Below are 20,317 nucleotides of genomic sequence, written 5' to 3' on the forward strand. Positions count from 1 at the left end.
AAGGAAAGGCCCATGAGCACGACCGCCGCCGACACGGTTCTCGCGGGGCTGGACGACGTCCGCCCCCACCTGGAGGACCTCTACAAGGACCTCCACGCGCATCCCGAACTCAGCCTCGCCGAGCACCGCACCGCCTCCCAGGTGGCGGAGCGGCTGCACGAGTACGGCTACGGCGTCATCGACGGCATCGGCGGTACGGGCGTCGTGGGCGTCCTCTCCAACGGGGAAGGCCCCACCGTGCTGCTCCGGGCCGACCTGGACGCCCTCCCGGTCAAGGAGGACACCGGCCTCCCCTACGCCTCCACGGTGACGACCACCGACGGCGACGGGCGCCAGCACCCGGTGATGCACGCCTGCGGGCACGACGTCCACATCACCTGCATGCTCGGATTCGCCCAGCTCATGGCGCGGGCCAAGGACTCCTGGCGGGGCACGCTGGTCCCGCTGTTCCAGCCTGCGGAGGAGAACGCGGCCGGGGCCGACGCGATGGTCCGCGACGACCTGGCGGGCCGGATCCCGCGCCCGGACGTGGCGTTCGCGCAGCACGTCCTCCCCTACCCGGCCGGGTACGTCGGCGTCCGGCCCGGGCCGATGTTCTCCGCCGCGGACAGCCTGCGCGTCACCCTGTACGGGCGCGGCGGGCACGGGTCCATGCCGCAGGCGACCGTCGACCCCGTCGTGATGGCGGCGATGTGCGTGGTGCGGCTCCAGACCATCGTGTCCCGCGAACTGCCCGCCGCGACCCCGGCCGTGGTGACGGTGGGCAGCGTCCAGGCGGGCGCGAGCTCCAACGTCATCCCCGACACCGCCGTCATGCTCGTGAACATCCGCACCTACGACGAGGACACGCGGCGGCACGTCCTCGACGCCGTCAGGCGCTGCGTCAACGCGGAGGCGGCGGCGTCCGGCGCCCCGCGCGAACCGAACATCGAGCGGTTCAACGTGTTCCCGCCGACCGTCAACGACGACGACGTGGCCGGACGGCTCGCGAACGCGTTCAAGGCACGGTTCGGGGACGACTTCCACACCATCGACATGTCGCCGGCCAGCGAGGACTTCAGCCTGATCCCGGACGCCTTCGGCGCGCCCTTCGCCTACTGGGGCATCGGGGGCACCGACCCCGACCTGTACGCGAAGGCCGCCGGGCAGGGCACCGTCCAGCGGGACGTCCCCGTCAATCACTCCCCGAGGTTCGCGCCCGTCGTCCAGCCGACGCTCGACACCGGGATCACCGCGCTCACGGTCGCCGCCCTCGAATGGCTCGCCTGACACCCCAGGCCCGGCTCAGGCCCGGCTGACGGGTCAGACGAGGACGGCGCGGTCGTCGACGCGGGCCACGGCGCGGACGGGCGCGGCGTCCGCGCCGGCGAGGGCGATCGGGAAGAGCGACACCTCGATCGCGCAGCCCGCGTCCTGCGCGTCGAGGAGCCGGTCGAGCCCGGTGAGGTTCTCGCCGATCACGGCGCCGGCCCGGCACAGGACGCGGTGGACGGCGAGGGAGAAGTCGTCCGCGCCGGGCGGCGGGGTGCGGTCGACGCTGAGGGCGTCGACGGCGACCGTCCGGACGCCCGCCGCGACGATCGCCTCGGCGGTCTCGACGGCGGGATACGGGTGGGCCAGGTAGTCGTCGGCGCCCCACTTCGCGGACCAGCCCGTCGCGACGAGCAGGACGACGCCGGGGCCGAGACCGCCGGGCAGCAGGTCCGGGCCGATGGGCGTGCGCGGCGGCAGGCCGCGGGCGTCCATCACCACGGCGGGGCCGGTGAAGCGGGTCAGCGGGAGCTCGTCCAGGCGCGGCAGGGTGTCGTCGAGGTGGAACGGCGCGTCCACATGGGTGCCGGTGTGCGACCCCAGGTGCAGGCGCAGGACGTTCACCCCGGACTCGGCGGCCGTCAGCGCCGGGACGGCCGCCACCTCCGGATCGCCCGGATAGACGGGCATGCCCGTGACGATCGGCACCGACAAATCGACCAGTTCAACGCCCACGGTTTCGATTATCCAGGGTGCGTTCACCCGATAGCGTTGCGATGTGTTGCCACACGTGACAGCCATTCGCTACGTGACGCCGCTGCGCGAGGGCGGGTCGCTGCCGGGCGTCGTCGAGGCCGACGACCTCGGCACCTACGTCGTGAAGTTCCACGGCGCCGGGCAGGGCCGCAAGGCGCTGATCGCCGAGGTGATCAGCGGCGAGCTGGCCCGCAGGCTCGGCCTCCGGGTGCCCGACCAGGTCCTCATCGACCTGGACCCGGCCATCGGACGCCACGAGCCCGACCCCGACGTCCAGGACCTGCTGAAGGCGAGCCCCGGCTGGAACCTCGGCGTCGACTTCCTGCCCGGGTCGCTCGGGTTCGACCCGCTCGGCTGGCGCCCCGACCCCGGCTTCGCGTCCCGCGTGCTGTGGTTCGACGCGTTCACCGGCAATGTGGACCGCAGCTGGCGCAACCCGAACATGCTGGTGTGGCACGGCGACGTGTGGCTGATCGACCACGGCGCGAGCCTCATCTTCCACCACGCCTGGACGAACGCGACCCGCCTGTTCTCCGGCCCGTACGACGTGGACGACCACGTCCTCACCCCGTACGCGACCCAGCTGGAGGCCGCCGAGGCCGAGCTCGCCCCGAAGATCACGGAGGGGCTGCTGCGCGAGGTGACGGACCTGGTGCCCGACCGCTGGCTGGACGGCGAGCCCGGCTTCGCCGGCCCGCAGGCGCTGCGCGACGCCTACGTCGACATCCTGCTGCCCCGCGCCGGCAAACCGCGCGACTGGCTGCCCGACCTGCACGCGCGCGGCCGGGTGGGCGGCGCCCGATGAGCAACATCAGGACGGCCGCCGAGTCCACGGTCTTCGAGTACGCGACGCTGCGGATCGTCCCGCGCGTCGAACGCGGCGAGGCGATGAACGTCGGCGTCGTGGTGTACTGCCGCGCCCGCGACTACCTCGGCTGCCGCACCCATCTGGACGAGCAGCGCCTGCTGGCCCTCGACCCGTTGCTCAACGTCGAGGGCGTCCGCGCCGCGCTGAAGGCCGTCGACGCCGTCTGCTGCGGCGGCGAACGCGCGGGCCAGGCCGCGAACGAGGCCCCTGGCGCCCGTTTCCGCTGGCTGACGGCGCCGCGGAGCACGATCGTCCAGCCGGGCCCGGTCCACGCCGGGCTTACCGACGACCCGGCGGCGGAGCTGGACCGGCTCCTCGATCTCCTTGTCAAATGACGCTGACCCGATAACGCGATGGCTCGCCTGAAAACGAACCTCGTCGAAAAAGAAGGGTCAGTCCCATTCCCAGCGGATGCCGTGGTAGCCGGCGGCCATGCCGAATTCGATGAAATGGACGCTGTGGTAACTGGACAGCCGCAGGTCGGCCGAGTCCTTGAGCGCGGTGTGGCCGTCCGGGCGCCAGGTGCGGTAGCAGCGGGCGGGCAGCGCGGACGGGTGGAACCTGATCTCGATCAGGTACTCGTGCTGCGGCGCGCGGAACCCGCGGCCCTCCTCGTTGGCGGGCGGGCTGGCCTCGTCGAACCCGAAGCCATACTCCAGCAGGTACGTCTCACCGCGGCCGAGGGCCCGGTCGAACAGCAGCTCGGCGGCGATGAGGCCGCTCGCCTCGTCCATCCGGACGCGGCCGAACCGGCAGCCGCGGACCGTCCGGGACGACGGCAGGACGCCCTGCGGGTGGTGGTACACGGCGATCCAGCGGTCGACGCCGCGCTGCTGCGCCTGGAACACGGCGCGGACGCGGACCTCGTGCAGTTCGCGGCGCCGTCCGATGAGGTACTGGTCGTGCATGCTGAGCCCGGTGAGCTGCCGCTCGCCGCGGTCGCCGATCTCGTCGAGCAGATCGCGGACGCCGGGCTCGGGACACAGCTCCTCGACCGGCAGCCACGGCCCGGTGGCGCGTTCGGCGGTCGGCTTGAGCAGGGTCAGCAGGGAATGGCGCGGCAGTTCGAGGATGACCTCGAGGCCGCGGACGGCACGCATGGAGTCGGCCCGCTCGGGCCGGGTCCGGCCACGCTGCCAGTAGCTCAGCGTGGACAGGCTGACGGCTATGCCCTGCTCGTCCAGGCGTCGCCTCAGCGAGTCGAGACTGAGGCCGCGCGCCTGGATCGCAGCGTGCAGGGCGACATTGAACGGCCCGTACTGCAAGACCTGTAGGAGATCGTCTTCCGCGACACTCTGCACTGTTCGGCCTCCGGATCAGCTCCGGCCGGCCCCCGCACAACGGCCTTGACAACTGCAATTGCAACTTCAGCGCTCACTGTAAGCCCCCCGTGGCGCAATGCCAACAGGCAACTTTTGCCGTCTCTCCCTGAGCTCCGGCCCCGGGGAGACACCCGGCGGCAACGCCGGGTTCATGGAGTGTAGCCCCGGCGGGCCCGCCGGTCATGTCTTTCGCGGACGCGTTCACAGCATCGAACGCGGCAGGCTACGTCAATGCCATTCCCATTCGATGCCGACGATGCCGCGTCGAACGGCGCCGACCGCGATGTTCGCGCTGCCGGACGTGCCGATCCACAGCTCGCCGAGGCGCTGCCGCGGCGACTGCGAGCTCTCGGCGGTGAAGCCGTAGCAGCGCGCGGGGAGCCGTTCACCGTCGAACTGGATGATGGCGACGTAGTCGTGGACGGGGTGGGAGAACCGCCGGTCGTAGCTGTCGTACGCGGGTTCCTCGACGGGGCCGAGCTCGTACTCGACGACGGCCGTGTCGCCCGCCGACAGGACGCGGTCGAAGACGAGCTCGAACGCCACCAGCCCGCCCTCGGCGCGGATCCGTCCCGGGCGGCAGTAGCGGACCTCCGCGAGGCCCGCCGTCCCGCCGGTGGCCGCGTGGGAGTCGACGCCCGCGGCGCCGTCGGGCTCGTGGTCGGCGACGTTGCCGCCGTTGCCCGAGCTCCCGAGGATTCCCGAAACACCCGGGTTCCCCGAGCTGCCGGGGCTCCCGCCGAGCTCGGCGATCCTGGCGACCTCGGCGAGCTCGGCGGCGCCCGCGTTCCCGGGGTTGCCCGGGCCCGCCGCGTTGCCCGAGACGATGCCGGTGTTGCCGGGTTGCTGGGCGACGCTCGTCTGGTGGACGCACACCACCCGGTCGATGTCGTCGCCCGCCGCGCGCAGGACGGTGCGCACCGACAGCGTCCAGGAGCGGTGGACCTCGTCCAGCCGGAAGACGTCGTGGATGCTGAGCCGTTCCAGCCGGTGGTCGCCGGACCGGTCGAGCTGCCCGATGAGGCTCGCGTACTGCTCGGGGTCGGGCCACAGGTCCCGCGCCGGCCGGCCGCGCTCGCCGGGCCCCGGCGCGCCGGCCGTGAGACCGCCGCGGACGGGCGTCGCGGTGGGGGCGGGATCGTCGAGCAGTTCGGTCAGCGTCCCCGGCGGGACCTGCAAGATCTCTTCGAGCGCGACGACGACGGTCCGGGAGCGCGGCCGGCTCCGGCCGCGCTGCCAGTAGCTCAGCGTGGCCACGCTGACCGTGAGGCCGCGCCGGCCCAGCCGGTGCCGGATTCGTTCCAGGGTGAGACCGCTGGCCTGGATGGCCTGCCGTAACGCCCCGGCGAATTCCACGGCCGGATGGTACCCGTCCCGGAAGCCCGATTCATAGATCAGGACATACCAGGCAGGCAATGACAAGACGATTGTCCGAGCCGGACGACTTTCCGAGCAAGATCAACTTCTAGAACAAGATCGACATGAACGAGCCGATCTCGGCGAATCCGACCCGCCGGTACACGGCCCGCGCCCGCGTGTTGTAGTCGTTCACGTAGAGTGACACGGTCGGTGCGACGGCCCGCAGCGCCTCCCCCACCACGGCGGCCATCCCGGCCGCCGCGCGGCCCTGCCCGCGCAGGTCCGGCGGCACCCAGACGCCCTGCACCTGGCACGCCCGCGGGGTGACGGCGCCGATCTCGGCCTTGAACACGACGCGGCCGTTCTCGATCCGGGCGAACGCGCGGCCGTCGCGGATCAGCTCGGCGACGCGGGCCCGGTAGAGCACCCCGCCGTCGCCGGTGTCGGGCGAGACCCCGACCTCTTCGGTGAACATTGCCACGCAGGCGGGGTAGACGACGTCGAACTCCTCCATCCGGACTCGGCGGACCCGCGGGTCGCCCGCCACGTCCGGAATGGTGGACGTGGCCATCACCGGCTGGTCGGCGCGGACGGCCCGCGGCGGCCCCCAGTACGGCGCGAGGATCTCCCACAGCTCCCCCACCGCGCCGACGGGCCCGACGATCGACGAGCACCGCCGTCCCTGCGCCTGGGCCCGTTCGGCGAACGCGCGGACGGCCTCCGGGCCCGCGGCGACCGGGATCAGGTTGGCGCCGGAGTAGCACAGCGAGACGAGCCGTCCGTCCCGGAGGTAGCCCCACATCTGCGCGCCGAGGCGGCGCGGGTCGAGGCCCGCGGCATGCACGCGGGAACTGACGAACACGTTGGACACCGGTTCGGCGTCCAGGATCGCGAGGGCCTCCGCCCGGTGCCGGTCGTCCAGCACGCGCACCGGGATCGAGCCCAGCATGCGCACGGCTACCGGCCCCTCACCACTGAAAGCACCACGTGCACCAGCCTATGCCGTCCGAGGTCCGAGCACCCCGCAGGCTCGGAGAACGCACGTCCGGGCGTGCGCGATCCGGGCCCGCGGGGAGGACGGTTCAGCGGTGCGAGGCGGCGTGCTCCGCGCGATCCGGCTTCTTGCCCGCGGCGGGCTCGGGCTCGGGCGCGGCCTCGCACTCGGCGTCCGGCCCGACCTGGCTCGCGGGCACCCGGCCGTCGCCGAGGTAGGCCGCGACGGCGCGGTCGACGCACCGGTCGCCGGACAGCGAGACGCCGTGATTGTGGCCCCCGACCTGCATGAGCAGTCGGGACGTGGGGAACCTGCGGTGCGTCTCCAGCGCGCCGGGGGACGGCGTGGCGGCGTCCTCGCTCGCCTGGACGAGCAGCATCGGCGGCAGCGACGGCGAGCCCTGCACGCGCGGCGGCGGGCCGCCCCGCACCGCCCAGAATGCGCACGGCGCGTTGTACCAGGTGTTGCTCCAGGTCTCGAAACGGTGGCCCTCGCGGTAGAGGCGCTCGCTGTCGGCGTGCCAGCGGCCCCAGTCGCGCGGCCAGGACGCGTCGCGGCACTGGACGGCTCCGTAGACGGTGTAGTTGTTCTGGTCGAGCCGTCCCGGCGGCTGCCACGCCTTGCGCAGCGGGCCCGCGTCGTGCCGGACGACGTACGCCGACAGGGCCTGCGCGTGCGCCGACCAGCTGTAGTCGCCGTAGCCGTCGGCGAGGAAGACGTCGTCCAGTTCGGAGGGGCCGATCTTCCCGTCGAGGGGCTTGGCCTTGAGCGCGGCGCGCACCTTGGCGTACGCGGCCGAGACCCGCCGCTCGGACGTCCCGAGCCTGTACGTCGTGTGGTGGCGGGCGATCCAGGCGAAGTACGCGCGGATCCGCTTCTCGAACGCGACGTTCTGGTCGAGGTTGTTCTGGTACCAGACCCCGCTCGGACGGACGACGCTGTCGAGCACCATCCGGCGGACGCGTCCGGGGAACATCGTCGCGTACACCGCGCCCAGGTAGCTGCCGTAGGAGTAGCCGAAGTAGTTGAGCTTCTCCTGCCCGAGGGCCCGGCGGATCTCGTCCATGTCGCGGGCCCAGTCGGCCGTGCCCATGTGCGGCAGGATCCGCCGGTACTTCCTGGCGCAGTCGTCGGCGTAGGCCTTGGCGCGGGTCGTCCACGCCCGCTCCTCGCGCGCGTTCGCGGGAATGGTGTCGGGACGCGCGCGGCCAGGGTCCTGGTAGCCCGGGTCGCAGATCAGGGAGGGTCTGCTGGCGCCGACGCCGCGCGGGTCGAAGCCGATCCAGTCGTAGGACGCGGCGACCTTCCCGGGCAGCGCGCGCTTGAAGACGGCCGGCATGTCGCGTCCGTGCGCGCCGGGCCCGCCCCGGTTCAGCAGCACCGCGCCCTGGGACCGGGAAGCGGTGTGCCGGGCGCGGGTCAGTTCGAGCGTGATCTGCTCGCCGTGCGGGCGGGCGTAGTCGAGCGGCACCCGGACGGACGCGCACTGCAACCCCTTGAGGCGCTTGCCTTCCACCGGGTCGTCGGCGGGGCAGGACTTCCAGGCGAGACCGGCGGGCCGCGGAGCGGGCCCGGGACTCGCGACGGCGGGCGTTCCGAGGGCCGCGAACGCGGCGGCCCCGAGGGTGACTGCGGCGGCGGCCGTCCCGGCGGCGGCCCTCTTTCCAGCGTCGTTCAGCACTCCGGTTTTCTATCGGAGCGACGCCGCGAGCTGCGCGAACCTCGGGTTCGCGCGATTCCGGCCCGAACGCCGCGAACCGTGGCGTTCGGGCCGGAATCTACGAGCGTGCTAGGGGCGTCCGACCGGGAGGTCCTTGCCCGCTGCGGGTCCGGCGGCCTTGGTCCGCATGGCCGTCGGGTCGGGGTCGTTCAGCTCCGGGAGGGCCTTGCAGTAGGCGTCCGGGCCGCGGCGGCTCTCCGGCAGCGCGCCCGTGTCGAGGTACGCGGCGACCTTGTCGTCCAGGCACTTGTTGCCGTTGAGGGTGTTGGCGTGCGTCTTGCCGCCGACCTCGAACACCAACCGCGACGACGGGAAGACCTTGTGCATCTCCAGCCCGCCCGCGACCGGCGTCGCCCCGTCCTCCGTGGACTGGACGAGCAGCATCCCCGGCAGGTTCTTGCCGCCCTTCAGCCGGAACTCGGGCCCGCCGTTGAACGGCCAGAACGCGATCGGGGCGTTGAACCAGACGTTGCTCCAGGTGTTGAACCGGTAGCCCTGCTTGTAGAGCCTCTCGGCGTCCCGGTGCCACTTCGACCAGTTGCGCGGCCACTTGGCGTCGGCGGCCTGGACGGCGTTGTACACGGCGAAGCCGTTGTCGTCACCGCCCGGGTTGAGCCAGTCGAGCAGGCCCGACGGGTCCTTGTCGTTGACCCACTGGGAGAGGATCTGCGAGAACGGGATGTAGTAGCCCGTGTTGTACCCGGCGGTCAGGACGATGTCGTCCAGCTCGTCCGGGCCGATCTTGCCGGCGATCGGGGCCTTCTTCGCGGCGGCGCGGACCTCGTAGTACTTCGCCTCGACGGCCTTCTCCGTCGTGCCGAGGTGGAAGACCGAGTCCCACTTGGCGGTCCAAGCCCACCAGGACTTCATGTTGCGCTCGAACGCCTTGTCCTGGTCGAGCTGGGCGTCGTACCAGACGGTCTTCGGGTTGACGTTGCCGTCCATCACCATCCGCTTCACGCGGCCGGGGTAGAGCGTGGCGTAGGTGGCGCCGAAGTAGGTGCCGTAGGAGAAGCCGTACCAGCTGATCTGCTTCTGGCCGAGGGCGGCGCGGATCGCCTCGACGTCGCGCGCGGCGTCGGTGGTGCGCATGTGCGGCAGCAGCCCGCCGAACTTCTTGGCGCAGTCCTGCGCGTACTTCTTCGACTTGGCGATCCAGGCCTTCTCCTCCTTCCACGAGCTCGGGACGTAGTCCGGGCGGATCGGGTCGGAGTAGTGCGGGTCGCAGCTCAGCGCGGGCTTGCTGGACCCGACGCCGCGGGGGTCGAAGCCGATGATGTCGTACTTGGCGGCGACGTCGGGGTGCCCGGTGCCGCCGATCCAGCGGGCGAGCGCCGGCGCGTAGGCGAGCCCGGAGCCGCCGGGGCCGCCCGGGTTCACGAACAGGACGCCCTGGTAGTTCTTCTCGTCGGTGTGCTTGAACCGCGACACCGCGATGGAGATCTTGGGGCCGTGCGGGCGGCCGTGGTCGAGCGGCACCTGGACCTGGGCGCACTGGGCCTTGTTCATCGGGTCGTCCGGCCCGCTGACCTCGCACTTGCCCCAGTCGATGCCCTGGGCCGCGACCGCGGCGGCGCCGGCCTGGCCGGTGTCCGCGCTCACGGAGACGGCGGCGCCGGTGCCGCCGGCCGCCACGACCGCCGCGGCCGTGACGAGAAGAATCCTTTTCACCTGACCCCCTCAGATCGGCGGCTCCGGAACCCGGACGCGGGGAGACCGGAGGGGGGAGCCACGCCGATGCATTGCGGATGCGGATTGCGTGGCGATTCTGGCGCTATGTCGGTTATCGCGGCAGAGGCCGGGATGACTGGATGCGGAATCGTGACAAGATCAACGGAACTTCGTGATGTTGCAGGTCGTTCGCCCTCGTTCGTCCGTCCGCGCGAACGCGTGAGGGCCCCGGGGATCGCTCCCCGGGGCCCTCCGCGCGTCGGACGCGTCAGCGGATGATGTCCGCCTTCAGGCGCGCGGCCGTCAGCGACCCGGTGCCCACGAGCGTCTTGGCGGACGCCTGCGCCGGCGGAGTCGGGTCACCGAGCTGCGGGACGTGGACCGTACGCTCCTCCGGACGCTCTCCCCGCAGGAAGTACGCGTCGAAGTAGGCGTCCACAGCCGCGGAACCGCGGTGGACGATGCAGTGCGTGCGGTCGCCGTCCTGGACGACCAGGCGCGAGCCCTTGAGCCGGCGCTGCATGTCCAGCGAGCCCTCGTACGGGGTGGCCGCGTCGTTGGTCGACTGGAACATCAGGATGTTGCGCGGCAGGTCGCGGGTCCGGCCGATGTCGACCGGCTCGCCGGCCTCGGCGCCCCAGAACAGGCACGGCGCGTTGAACCAGGCGTTGGCCCACGTCTCGAACGGGTGCCTGCGGTTGATCCGGTCGTTGTCGCGCTGCCACTTCTTCCAGCTCAGCGGCCACTGGACGTCGGTGCACTGCACCGCGAGGTAGACGGCGTTGCCGTTGTCCGCGACGCCCCCGGTGGTCGGCCCGCCGAAGGTCTGCGCGAACGTCGCGGTGTCGCCCGCCTTGTACGCCGCCAGCCCGGCCGCGTACCCGTGCCACACCGCCTGGCTGCGCCGGTATCCGGCGTTGAGGATGGTGTCGGTCAGCTCGTCCGGCCCGACGGCGAGTTCCTGCCCGCTGTCGGGGTCGGTGTAGCGGACCGGCTGCTTCTTCAGCTTGGCGCGCAGGTCGTAGAAGAAGTCGCGCACCTCGCCCTGCTTCTTGCCCAGCTTGTACGTCGCGTCGTGCTTGGCGATCCAGCCGAGGTAGTACTCGAAGTTGATGTCGAACTGGACGTCCTGGTTGAGGTTGGCGTCGTACCAGACGTCTGACGGGCCGACGTTGCCGTCCAGCACCATCTTGTCGACGTTCTTCGGGTACACGGTGGCGTACGCCGAGCCGAGGTAGGTGCCGTAGGACGCGCCGTACCAGTCGAGCTTGTCGTTGCCCAGCGCGCGCCGGATCGACTCCACGTCGTGGACCGAGTCGATGGTCTTGATGTGGTCCAGGAGCCCGATCTTGTCGTTCTTCGCGCAGCTCTCGGCGTAGGCCTCGGTCAGCTTCAGCCACGTCTGGACGGACTTGCGGTCGCCGGTGCCGTAGTCGGGACGCGGGGCGAGGCCGTACTTCTCGTCGCAGGTGAGCGCGGGGACGCTCATGCCGACGCCGCGCGGGTCGAACCCGATCACGTTGTAGGCGTCGCGCATCGGCGCGGAGTTCTGCGCGAACACGCGCGGGCCGAACAGCGCGCCGCCGCCGCCGGGACCGCCCGGGTTGACGACGATGTCGCCCTTGGCCGGGCCCTTGCCGGTGTGCGGCGTCCTGGTGAGCTGGAGCGTGATCTTCTTGCCGTTCGGCTTCGCGTGGTCCAGCGGGACCGGCAGCTCGGCGCACTGCACGATCTTGGAGACCGGGTAGATGACGTCGTAGAGGTCGTGCACCGTCTTGACGAAGTCCGCCGGGCAGGCGTGCCACTTGAGCGAGGCGGGGTTGTAGCCTCCTGCCGATCCGGCGGAGGGGCTCGCGGCCTGCGCGCTTGTGGCGCCCAGACCGGTGAGACCGAGGCCGGCCACCGCGGCCACGACAACGATCCTCTTCACAAATCCCCCTTAACGTGCCGACTCCTGATTGAGTCAGACATACGGGTAAATGAGTGAAGATTGTGGCGTCCCGGCGGGGGGCCGGACAGGGCCCAAACCCGAGTGGATGCGGAATCGTGACAAGATCAGCGGAACTCTGTGATCACCCCGGACGTTCCGGATCCGGACCGTCACGCACGCGAGAGACGACCCGTCACGCAAACGGCAACGGCCGTCACGCGAACGGCGAGCGTCACGCGAAACGGCGAGGGCCCCGGGTTCCGCACCCGGGGCCCTCGCCGTTCTAGTTCTTCGCTCTCAGCCGTTCAGTTCTTCGCTCTCGCCGTTCTAGGTCTTCGCTCTCGGCCGTTCTAGGTCTTCGCTGTGGGCGATGCGATGCGCGGTGTCAGGTGACGACGACGTCGGCGCCCGGGCCGGACACCGAGCCGTCCTCGCCGATCTCGATGCCCATCTCGTCGGCGATGCGCATCGCCTCCTCGATCAGCGTCTCCACGATCTGCGCCTCCGGCACGGTCTTGACGACCTCGCCTTTCACGAAGATCTGCCCCTTGCCGTTGCCGGACGCGACGCCCAGGTCGGCCTCGCGCGCCTCGCCCGGGCCGTTCACGACACAGCCCATCACCGCGACCCGCAGCGGGACGGGAAAGTCCTTCAACCCGGCGGTGACCTGCTCGGCGAGCGTGTACACGTCCACCTGCGCGCGCCCGCACGACGGGCACGACACGATCTCCAGCCCGCGCGTGCGCAGCCCCAGCGACTCCAGGATCGCCTGGCCGACCTTGACCTCCTCGACCGGCGGCGCGGACAGGGAGACCCGGATCGTGTCGCCGATCCCCTCGGCGAGCAGCGCCCCGAACGCCACCGCCGACTTGATCGTGCCCTGGAACGCCGGGCCCGCCTCGGTCACGCCGAGGTGCAGCGGGTAGTCGCAGGCCGCGGCCAGCTGCCGGTACGCGTCGATCATCACGACCGGGTCGTTGTGCTTCACCGAGATCTTGATGTCGCGGAAGCCGTGCTCCTCGAACAGCGAGCACTCCCACAGCGCCGACTCCACCAGCGCCTCGGGCGTGGCCTTGCCGTGCTTCTCCAGCAGCCGCTTGTCGAGCGAGCCGGCGTTCACCCCGATCCGGATCGGGACGCCCGCGCCGGCCGCCGCGCGCGCGATCTCGCCGACCTTGTCGTCGAACTTCTTGATGTTGCCCGGGTTGACCCGGACGGCCGCGCACCCCGCGTCGATCGCGGCGAACACGTACTTGGGCTGGAAGTGGATGTCGGCGATGACGGGGATCGGCGACTTGCGCGCGATCGCCGGCAGCGCTTCGGCGTCGTCCTGCGACGGCACCGCGACCCGGACGATCTGGCACCCGGACGCGGTCAGCTCCGCGATCTGCTGGAGCGTCGAGTTCACGTCGGCGGTGAGGGTGGTGGTCATCGACTGCACCGAAACCGGGGCGTCGCCCCCGACCGGAACGCTGCCGACCATGATCTGCCGGGACCTGCGGCGCGGCGTGCTCAGGCCCGGCGCGCCCGGCCCGTTCCGCCCGTCGTCCTCGCCGCGGACGCCCGGCATTCCCAGTGAAACGCTCATCCCTCTCCTCTGACTCGCGGCCCCGTACTCCAGACTAAGCGCCGCGCGTGTCCGGGAGGACGCCGCCCGGCATCCACCGATGTGACCGATCGACTACCTTGGGTGAACGTTTTGTGTCATTCGGGTAGCTGGAGCGGGTTGAAGACGTCCGCGAGGATCAGCAGCACCCCGAGCCCCACCAGTACCAGGACGGCCAGGTACGTCAGCGGCAGCAGCCGGGTCAGGTCGACCGTGCCCGGATCCGGACGGCCCCGGATCCGGTTGACGCCCGCGCGGGCCCGCTCGTAGCCGACCACCGCGAGGTGCCCGCCGTCCAGCGGGAGCAGCGGCAGGACGTTCAGCGCCCCGAGGAAGACGTTCACCGACACGACCAGCGACAGGAACAGCGCGATCTTGTCGCGGACGGAGTTGGCGTCGGAGGCGAAGATCTGGCCGGACACGTCCGTCGCGCCGACGACGCTGCCGACCTGGCCGCCGGGCGTGCTCTCCCGCTCGGGCGAGAACAGCCGCGGGACGGCGGACGGCAGGTCCACCGCGACCTCGCCGATGCCGGCGACGGTCCGGCCGATCGCGCGTCCGGCGAACTCCGTCGCGCGGAGCGGGCCCGTCCGGTCGTAGCCGCCGCCGACGACCCTCGCGGACATGCCGACGAACGGCTGACCGTCCACGTCCGCGAGCTTGATCGGCAGGGTCACCGGCTGCGGGGCTCCCTGCCGCCGCACCACGACGGGCACCGTCTGGCCGGGCTTCGCCTTGTCGATGGCCTTGGTGAGCTCGTCCCAGTCGGCGACGGGCGTGCCGTTGAACGACACGACCCGGTCGCCTACGCGGAGCCCGGCCGCCGCGGCGGGCGAGCGCGGACGGCCCTTGCCGCAGTCGGACCGCACCCCGGCGGGCACGCACGGCGTCACCTCGTCGACCGTGCTGGTCACGGTGCCGGACCGCGGCACGCCCACCGTCATCGCCATCGCCATGAGCAGCAGGAACGCGAACACGAAGTTGACGACGACGCCCGACACGATCACGATCGCGCGGCGTCCGGCGGGCTGCCGGTAGAACGCGCGCGGACGGTCCGCCGGGTCGATCTCCTCCAGCGGCGTGTATCCGACGATCTTGACGAAGCCGCCGAGCGGGATCGCCTTCACGCCGTACTCCGTCTCGCCCCGCCGCGTCGACCACAGCGTCGGCCCGAAGCCCACGAAGTACTGCGTGGCCTTCATCCCGAACCGCTTGGCGGGCAGCAGGTGGCCGCCCTCGTGGAGCATCACCGACAGCAGCAGCGCGACGACGAACGCCACCGCGCCGAGCAGGAACGCCATCGGCTCTCCTCGGGCATCGTCCGGAGGCGGGCGAGGCGGGCCTCCGTGGGTCTCAGTCGGTTCCGGTCAGTTCTCGGGTCCTGGTGCGGGCCCAGCCGTCCGCCGCGAGGACGTCGTCCATCGTCAGCTCTCCGGCCTTGCCCGGATCACCCTCGTGCGCGCGCTCCTCCGCGGCGTGCTCGTCCACGATCCGCGCGATGGTGTCGACGATCCCGAGGAACGGGAGGCGTCCAGCGCGGAACGCGTCCACACATTCCTCGTTCGCGGCGTTGTAAACGGCGGGGAACGTCCCGCCCAGCTCACCGGCGCGGCGCGCCAGCGCCACCGCGGGGAACGCCTCCTGGTCGAGCGGGAACAGCTCCCAGGTGTGCGCCCGCGTCCAGTCGACGCCGGGCGCGGCGTCCGGGACGCGGTCCGGCCAGTCGATGCCGAGCGCGATCGGCAGCCGCATGTCGGGCGGGCTCGCCTGCGCGAGCGTGGAGCCGTCGGTGAACTCCACCATCGAGTGGATCATCGACTGCGGGTGCACCATGACCTCGATCCGGTCCATCGGGACGTCGAACAGCAGGTGCGCCTCGATGACCTCCAGGCCCTTGTTGACGAGGGTCGCGGAGTTGATGGTGATGACGGGGCCCATGTCCCAGGTCGGATGCTTCATGGCCTGGTCGGGCGTGACGCCGGCCAGCTCGGCGCGGGTCCACCCGCGGAACGGGCCGCCGCTCGCGGTCAGCACGAGCCGCCGCACCTCGCCGGCGCGGCCGCCGCGCAGGCACTGGGCGAGCGCCGAGTGCTCGGAGTCGACGGGGACGATCTGCCCCGGCCGCGCCCGTTCCTTGACGAGCGGGCCGCCGACGATGAGCGACTCCTTGTTGGCGAGGGCGAGGGTGCGGCCGGCGTCCAGCGCGGCCAGCGTGGAGGCGAGGCCGAGCGCGCCGGTCACGCCGTTCAGCACCACGTCGCACGGCCACGCCGCCGTCTCCGCGACGGCGTCCGGGCCTGCGACGATCTTCGGGATGGGGTAGTCGCCTGACGCGTAGCCGCGCCGCTTGGCCTCGGCGTAGAAGGCGAGCTGCAGCTCCTGCGCGGCGGACGCCTTGGCGACGGCGACGATCTCGGGACGGAACTCCAGCGCCTGCTCGGCCAGCAGGCCGACCCGTCCGCCGCCGGCGGCGAGCCCGGCCACCCGGAACCTGCCGGGGTTGCGGCGGACGACGTCCAGCGCCTGGGTGCCGATCGAACCGGTGGAGCCGAGCACGACCAGCTCGCGGGCGGGCGCGTCGGTGCTTGATGGAGGCATCACGCGTTCATTGTCCGACAATCCAGGCCGCGGGTCGCGTCCCCGCCGCGACTCGTCGCGCACGCGCGCCTCCAGATCGCGGACGGGCAAGCCAGCGCGGACGCGCAAGCCCGCGCGGACGCGCGGGTCAGCGCCGACCGGCGAGCGGGAGCCGCAGGACGAGGCGCGCGCCGTACGCGCCGTCGCCGACGTAGAGGCGCCCGCCGTGCGCGACGGCGATCTGCCGCGCGATGGCGAGGCCGAGGCCGCTGCCGCCGTCGGCGCGGCTGCGCGCGGAGTCGAGCCGGGTGAACCGCTCGAAGACGCGGTCGCGGTCGGCGTGCGGGATGCCGGGACCGTCGTCGCGGACCTCGACGACCGCCTCCCCCGGCTCGGCGCGCACGGTGACCTCGATCACCGCGACGGCGTGCCGCTCGGCGTTGGCGAGCAGGTTGAGCAGGACGCGGCCGAGCCGCGGCGGGTTCGCCTCGACCAGCACGCCCGCCTCGGCCTTGACCGTCGTCGGGACGGGCGGCGCGCGCCGGCCGGCCTCGGCCTCCACCAGCGCGCCGAGGTCCAGGATCTCGCGGGCGGGCGAGTCGCCGGAGTCGAGCCGGGCGAGGACGAGGAGGTCGTCGACGATGTGGTGCAGGCGGTCGACGTCGTCCAGGGAGTGCCTGAGGGTGTCGACGGGGTCGCCGTCGTCCGGGGCGTCGAGGGCGAGCTCGATCCTGGTCCGCAGGCCGGTGAGGGGGGTGCGCAGCTCGTGCGAGGCGTCCGCGATGAACGCGCGCCGCTGGAGCGCCGCGGTCTCCAGCCTGCTGAGCAGCGCGTTGACGCGGCGGGCGAGCCGTTCGAGGTCGTCGCCGGTGGACGGCACCGGGACGCGGCTGCTCAGATCGGCGTCGTCGATCCCGGCCATCTCTGCCTGGAGCCGCGCCGCCGGCCGCAGCGTCTCCCGGACGGCATCGCGGACGGCCCTCTGGACGCCCCACCGGACGCCCCACGCGACCAGCCCCAGCCCGGCGAGGCCGAGCAGGGCCATGACCAGCGCGAGGACGCCCACCTCCCCGACGTCCGCGAGCAGCGCCAGCGCGACGGCCGCGACGGCCGCCGCGACCAGCAGCAGGAAGCCGGACGCGCCGATCGCGACCAGCGTCTCGCGTTCCCGCGCCGGGCGCCGGTCGCGCGCCCGCGCGGGGCGGGGCCTGTCCGGCCGGACGCGCGCTCCGGCGTTCCGGTCCGACATGCCTCCTTTGTACGCAATATCCATCCAAGAAACTGCAAAACACGCGGCCTGCGGCCGTATCGCCATGGTCTGCATCCGCCCTGGTCAGAGCGTCCGCCGACCCGCCGTGTGCACCCCACCGCCGGGCCGCCTAGCGCGGACGATCTTGGACGGCTGGGCGACACGTAAGGCTTTGCCGCCCTTTTCACCTGTGGCAACAGTGACAACACACTTCCCGGCCTATAAAGGAAGTCACGTGACGTCGACTCCCGCCAGGGGGATGGGTACATGGGCCAGACGGACGAGCCGACCGTGGACCCGGGCGTGCTGAGCACAGCCCAGCGCCTGGGAGACGCGTGCGTCGTCTGCCGCAAGAGGTGGCCCCGGCCGCGCGTACGCGTCGGCCGCCTGCCGGATTCGACCGGGGTGTTCGCGTGCGACGACTGCGCACCCGCCCCGCCGGCACCCCGCCCACGGCGGGGCTCTCGGGAGCCGCTCACGAATGCCGGACGGCCGGTCGGGGAGCGGCCGCCGGCGATGACGACGGCCCCTTCCGCATGACGGCGCCGTCGTCGAGGAGGTCTCTCCAGGGAGAAGGGTGACCCGGGCCTTCGGGGGGAAGCCCGGGACCACCCGGCAGGCGCGCCCGACTGGGGGCGGTCGGGCGCGCCGGAGAGACCTTTCACACCCCGCTCCGACCTCCTGAGCGTCCCGGACCAGGCCTCCACGGCTCCGGTGCGGTTGGGGCCGCCACAGCTTCGGCTAGACCGCTACGAACTTCGGCTAGTCCGCTACGGACTTCGGCTCCGCCTCTGCGACTTCGGGCAGGTCGCTACAGCTTCGTGGACTCGATCCACGTTTTGGTCCACGCGGCGTAGTCGGTGCAGTCGTTCTTCTCCGACTTCTCCGACGTGTCGCCACAGGCCTTCGACGGCGCGTGCGCGAAGGAGATGTCGTCGAGGTAGTCGCGGTCGCCGACGTGGTAGGCGGCGCAGAACCCCGGCTTGAGGCGGTCGCCGGAGCAGGCCTGCGGGTTGGCGGGCGCCACTCCCGTCCATTCGGCGACCTGCTGCTGGACGTCCGGCGACGCGGTCCACTGCAGCCACTGGTACATGCAGTTCGGGTGCTGCACCCGCGCGCCGATCATCCAGGCGTCCATCCAGCCGGTCACGCCCTCGGACGGGATGACGCCCTGCACGGGCCGGGACGCGCGGTTCAGCACGTCCACCTGGTAGGGCCACGCCTGGCCCAGCACGGCGCGGCCCCCGGCGAACGCGCTGACGGCGTCGGCGGGCCGCTCCCAGTACTGCTCGACGTGCGGTCGCTGCGCGGCCAGGACGCGCCCCGCGGCGGCGAGCTGCTTCGGCGTCAGCGAGTACGGGTCGCGGATCTTCAGCTTGCGCTCCTTGGCCTTGAGGTAGAGCGCGGCCTCGGCGATCGCGAGCGGGCTGTCCCGCATGACGAGCTTCCCGGAGTACCGGCGGGCCTGGCCGGGGTCGAACAGCGCGGCCCAGCTCCCCGGCGGCGGGACGGCCCTGGTGTCGTACATGAGGAGGTTCACGCCCCACACGTACGGGATGCCGTAGTGCTTGCCGTTCCGCTTGAGCTGCCCGCGCAGCTCCGGCTCCAGCTTCTTGTAGCCGTCCACGAGGTCGGTGTTGACGGGTGCGACCTGGTTCTCGGCGACGAGCCGTCCGGCGACCTCGGGCGGCGCGGCGACGCCGTCGTACCTGCGGTCCCCGTCGCGCATGAGGTCGGCCATCTCCTCCGGCGTCTTGACGACCTTCAGCCCGACCTTGCAGCCGGTGCGCTCCTGGAACGGGGTCACCCAGTCGACGCGCGGGTCGGTGCTGCCGCTCTCGATGGCGCCGGGCAGCGTGAGGAGGTTGAGCATGCCCTCGCCGGGCCCGAGGGTGCTCGCCACCTGGGCGACGCCGACCGGCTCCTTGTCGTCGTCGCCGCCGCTGCCGCTCGCGCCGAGACCGGCGGCGGTCAGCGCGAGGGCGGCCACCACGGCCGCTCCCACCTTGACCCGCATCGTGGCCTTCACCCGCATGTCGCTCCCCGATCCGCGCGCAGTGACCCCGCCTCTCGCGCGGGGCCTCCGTCGGCGCAGCCTAGCGCCTCCCCCAAACAGGGGCCGAGCGGAGCGCGTCGTTTGAATGGGGGCGCCGCCATTCTCGTCTGCTCCGGCGACCGCCCACGAGTTCATCGCCGGTCTCGGGTGGGGTCCCCGCCGAATTGAGGTGGAACGGCCTGCGACGCCGAAGTCCGGGGACGCTCGTGTTTGCCGTTTCATCCCCGGACGGTAAGCAAAGGCTGTCCTATTGGGACGCGCCGTGAATGCGATTCCGCCGCAGATTGCGGGCCATACGTTTCGGACGGGTTGTTAATGGAGAAACCGCCGAGACCCCGGGGGACGGCGGGTGCTGGCGTCCGCGCCATACACGGAGGTTGCTGGAGAGGGATATGGCGCGGACTGCCGCCCTTCCCGGGGCCGCGGCGGCACCGGCGGACGTGACGAGGTTGGGGAACAGCGGATCACCTTGCAGTGCTGCCTGGCCACGCGATCGCCGGCACCCGGCCGGACGGCGACGGTGTGACGCCTTCGAGACGGAGGAGATTCGAAGGACGTCGCACGTCAGGCCGGGGGTCGTGGCGGGAGGGCCCGCGGCCGGGACGGGCCGTTCCGGCCCGGCCGTACTGGGCCGCGGGTCGCTTCGGTGCGGTGCGCTCGACCACCTCGATCCGTGCGATGAGCCGTTGCGGGGTATCGGCCTCCAGGAAGTCGCCGACGTCGCGGTCCTTCGGCGGCAGCGCCCACCAGTGGCCGGTGAACGGGCCGAACCAAATGGTCCAGCCCGGAAATCGTCTGCCGAGCGCGTCCACCTCTGCTGCGTGGTCGACTGCGGTCATCGCGCGGCTCTCCTGCACAACTGACTTTAATTTCGCCCCAATTAATTGAGACAGTCAGATTGTGTCTCCCGCCCCAGGGGGCGTCAATGGATGTTGGCATTATTCGTCGCCCGCCGCGC

General features: G+C 71.9%; 16 protein-coding genes. 3 read left to right on the forward strand and 13 right to left on the reverse strand.

Features of this window, described 5'->3' with window-relative positions; translation table 11 throughout:
- The first annotated feature begins 12 nt into the window (after window positions 1-12).
- Entirely contained in the window at window positions 13-1,269 is a 1,257-nt protein-coding gene (locus ACH34T_RS35375; protein ID WP_396025329.1) for an amidohydrolase, read from the forward strand.
- 33 nt (window positions 1,270-1,302) lie between these two features.
- On the opposite strand, the gene ACH34T_RS35380 is transcribed toward ACH34T_RS35375, so the two are convergent.
- Window positions 1,303-1,986: a cyclase family protein gene (locus ACH34T_RS35380; RefSeq protein ID WP_396025330.1), complete on the reverse strand. Its 684-nt coding sequence runs from the start codon at window positions 1,984-1,986 to the stop codon at window positions 1,303-1,305.
- 46 nt (window positions 1,987-2,032) lie between these two features.
- Between ACH34T_RS35380 and ACH34T_RS35385 the strand changes: the two genes are divergently transcribed.
- Together ACH34T_RS35385 and ACH34T_RS35390 are read left to right on the forward strand one after the other, a co-directional pair.
- Window positions 2,033-2,812 carry a HipA family kinase gene (locus ACH34T_RS35385; protein WP_396025352.1) on the forward strand — a complete coding sequence of 260 codons (780 nt, stop codon included), beginning with the start codon at window positions 2,033-2,035 and terminating at the stop codon, window positions 2,810-2,812.
- A complete protein-coding gene (locus ACH34T_RS35390; protein ID WP_396025331.1) occupies window positions 2,809-3,210 on the forward strand; it encodes a DUF3037 domain-containing protein in 402 nt (133 codons plus the stop codon). Before ACH34T_RS35385 ends, ACH34T_RS35390 begins: the two co-directional genes overlap by 4 nt.
- A 57-nt stretch (window positions 3,211-3,267) precedes the next feature.
- On the opposite strand, the gene ACH34T_RS35395 is transcribed toward ACH34T_RS35390, so the two are convergent.
- The 12 genes from ACH34T_RS35395 to ACH34T_RS35450 form a co-directional block, all read right to left on the reverse strand.
- Window positions 3,268-4,176: a hypothetical protein gene (locus ACH34T_RS35395; RefSeq protein ID WP_131968227.1), complete on the reverse strand. Its 909-nt coding sequence runs from the start codon at window positions 4,174-4,176 to the stop codon at window positions 3,268-3,270.
- 249 nt (window positions 4,177-4,425) lie between these two features.
- Window positions 4,426-5,553 (reverse strand): helix-turn-helix domain-containing protein, encoded by a 1,128-nt coding sequence (locus tag ACH34T_RS35400; RefSeq protein ID WP_396025332.1) that lies wholly within the window; start codon window positions 5,551-5,553, stop codon window positions 4,426-4,428.
- A 109-nt stretch (window positions 5,554-5,662) separates the two neighbouring features.
- Entirely contained in the window at window positions 5,663-6,505 is an 843-nt protein-coding gene (locus ACH34T_RS35405) for a GNAT family N-acetyltransferase (RefSeq protein ID WP_396025353.1), read from the reverse strand.
- 133 nt (window positions 6,506-6,638) lie between these two features.
- Window positions 6,639-8,231: an alpha/beta hydrolase gene (locus ACH34T_RS35410; RefSeq protein WP_396025333.1), complete on the reverse strand. Its 1,593-nt coding sequence runs from the start codon at window positions 8,229-8,231 to the stop codon at window positions 6,639-6,641.
- A gap of 108 nt (window positions 8,232-8,339) precedes the next feature.
- A complete protein-coding gene (locus ACH34T_RS35415; protein ID WP_396025334.1) occupies window positions 8,340-9,941 on the reverse strand; it encodes an alpha/beta hydrolase in 1,602 nt (533 codons plus the stop codon).
- 268 nt (window positions 9,942-10,209) lie between these two features.
- Window positions 10,210-11,871, reverse strand: a complete 1,662-nt coding sequence (locus ACH34T_RS35420; RefSeq protein ID WP_396025335.1) for an alpha/beta hydrolase — start codon at window positions 11,869-11,871, stop codon at window positions 10,210-10,212.
- Window positions 11,872-12,256: 385 nt separating this feature from the next.
- Window positions 12,257-13,459, reverse strand: coding sequence for a flavodoxin-dependent (E)-4-hydroxy-3-methylbut-2-enyl-diphosphate synthase (gene ispG, locus ACH34T_RS35425; RefSeq protein WP_396025336.1), 1,203 nt, complete (start codon window positions 13,457-13,459; stop codon window positions 12,257-12,259).
- 116 nt (window positions 13,460-13,575) lie between these two features.
- Window positions 13,576-14,778, reverse strand: coding sequence for a M50 family metallopeptidase (locus ACH34T_RS35430; protein ID WP_396025337.1), 1,203 nt, complete (start codon window positions 14,776-14,778; stop codon window positions 13,576-13,578).
- A gap of 52 nt (window positions 14,779-14,830) precedes the next feature.
- On the reverse strand, window positions 14,831-16,075 hold the full coding sequence (dxr, locus tag ACH34T_RS35435; RefSeq protein WP_396025354.1) for a 1-deoxy-D-xylulose-5-phosphate reductoisomerase: 1,245 nt from the start codon (window positions 16,073-16,075) through the stop codon (window positions 14,831-14,833).
- Between the two features lie 127 nt (window positions 16,076-16,202).
- Window positions 16,203-17,303, reverse strand: coding sequence for a sensor histidine kinase (locus tag ACH34T_RS35440; RefSeq protein WP_396025338.1), 1,101 nt, complete (start codon window positions 17,301-17,303; stop codon window positions 16,203-16,205).
- Between the two features lie 811 nt (window positions 17,304-18,114).
- Window positions 18,115-19,338 carry an ABC transporter substrate-binding protein gene (locus tag ACH34T_RS35445; protein ID WP_396025339.1) on the reverse strand — a complete coding sequence of 408 codons (1,224 nt, stop codon included), beginning with the start codon at window positions 19,336-19,338 and terminating at the stop codon, window positions 18,115-18,117.
- Window positions 19,339-19,823: 485 nt separating this feature from the next.
- On the reverse strand, window positions 19,824-20,198 hold the full coding sequence (locus ACH34T_RS35450; RefSeq protein ID WP_396025340.1) for a hypothetical protein: 375 nt from the start codon (window positions 20,196-20,198) through the stop codon (window positions 19,824-19,826).
- Window positions 20,199-20,317: the final 119 nt, after the last annotated feature.

Source organism: Actinomadura sp. 9N215 (assembly GCF_044326345.1).
In the GTDB taxonomy this organism is placed as follows: domain Bacteria; phylum Actinomycetota; class Actinomycetes; order Streptosporangiales; family Streptosporangiaceae; genus Spirillospora.

What these genes read in the sequence shown, in the direction of transcription:
- ACH34T_RS35375 (WP_396025329.1), top strand. Translation starts at nt 13, where the DNA reads ATGAGCACGACCGCCGCCGACACGGTTCTCGCGGGGCTGGACGACGTC.
- ACH34T_RS35445 (WP_396025339.1), bottom strand. Translation starts at nt 19,338, where the DNA reads ATGCGGGTGAAGGCCACGATGCGGGTCAAGGTGGGAGCGGCCGTGGTG.
- ACH34T_RS35430 (WP_396025337.1), bottom strand. Translation starts at nt 14,778, where the DNA reads ATGGCGTTCCTGCTCGGCGCGGTGGCGTTCGTCGTCGCGCTGCTGCTG.
- ACH34T_RS35450 (WP_396025340.1), bottom strand. Translation starts at nt 20,198, where the DNA reads ATGACCGCAGTCGACCACGCAGCAGAGGTGGACGCGCTCGGCAGACGA.
- ACH34T_RS35440 (WP_396025338.1), bottom strand. Translation starts at nt 17,303, where the DNA reads ATGTCGGACCGGAACGCCGGAGCGCGCGTCCGGCCGGACAGGCCCCGC.
- dxr (WP_396025354.1), bottom strand. Translation starts at nt 16,075, where the DNA reads ATGCCTCCATCAAGCACCGACGCGCCCGCCCGCGAGCTGGTCGTGCTC.
- ACH34T_RS35405 (WP_396025353.1), bottom strand. Translation starts at nt 6,505, where the DNA reads ATGCTGGGCTCGATCCCGGTGCGCGTGCTGGACGACCGGCACCGGGCG.
- ispG (WP_396025336.1), bottom strand. Translation starts at nt 13,459, where the DNA reads ATGAGCGTTTCACTGGGAATGCCGGGCGTCCGCGGCGAGGACGACGGG.
- ACH34T_RS35390 (WP_396025331.1), top strand. Translation starts at nt 2,809, where the DNA reads ATGAGCAACATCAGGACGGCCGCCGAGTCCACGGTCTTCGAGTACGCG.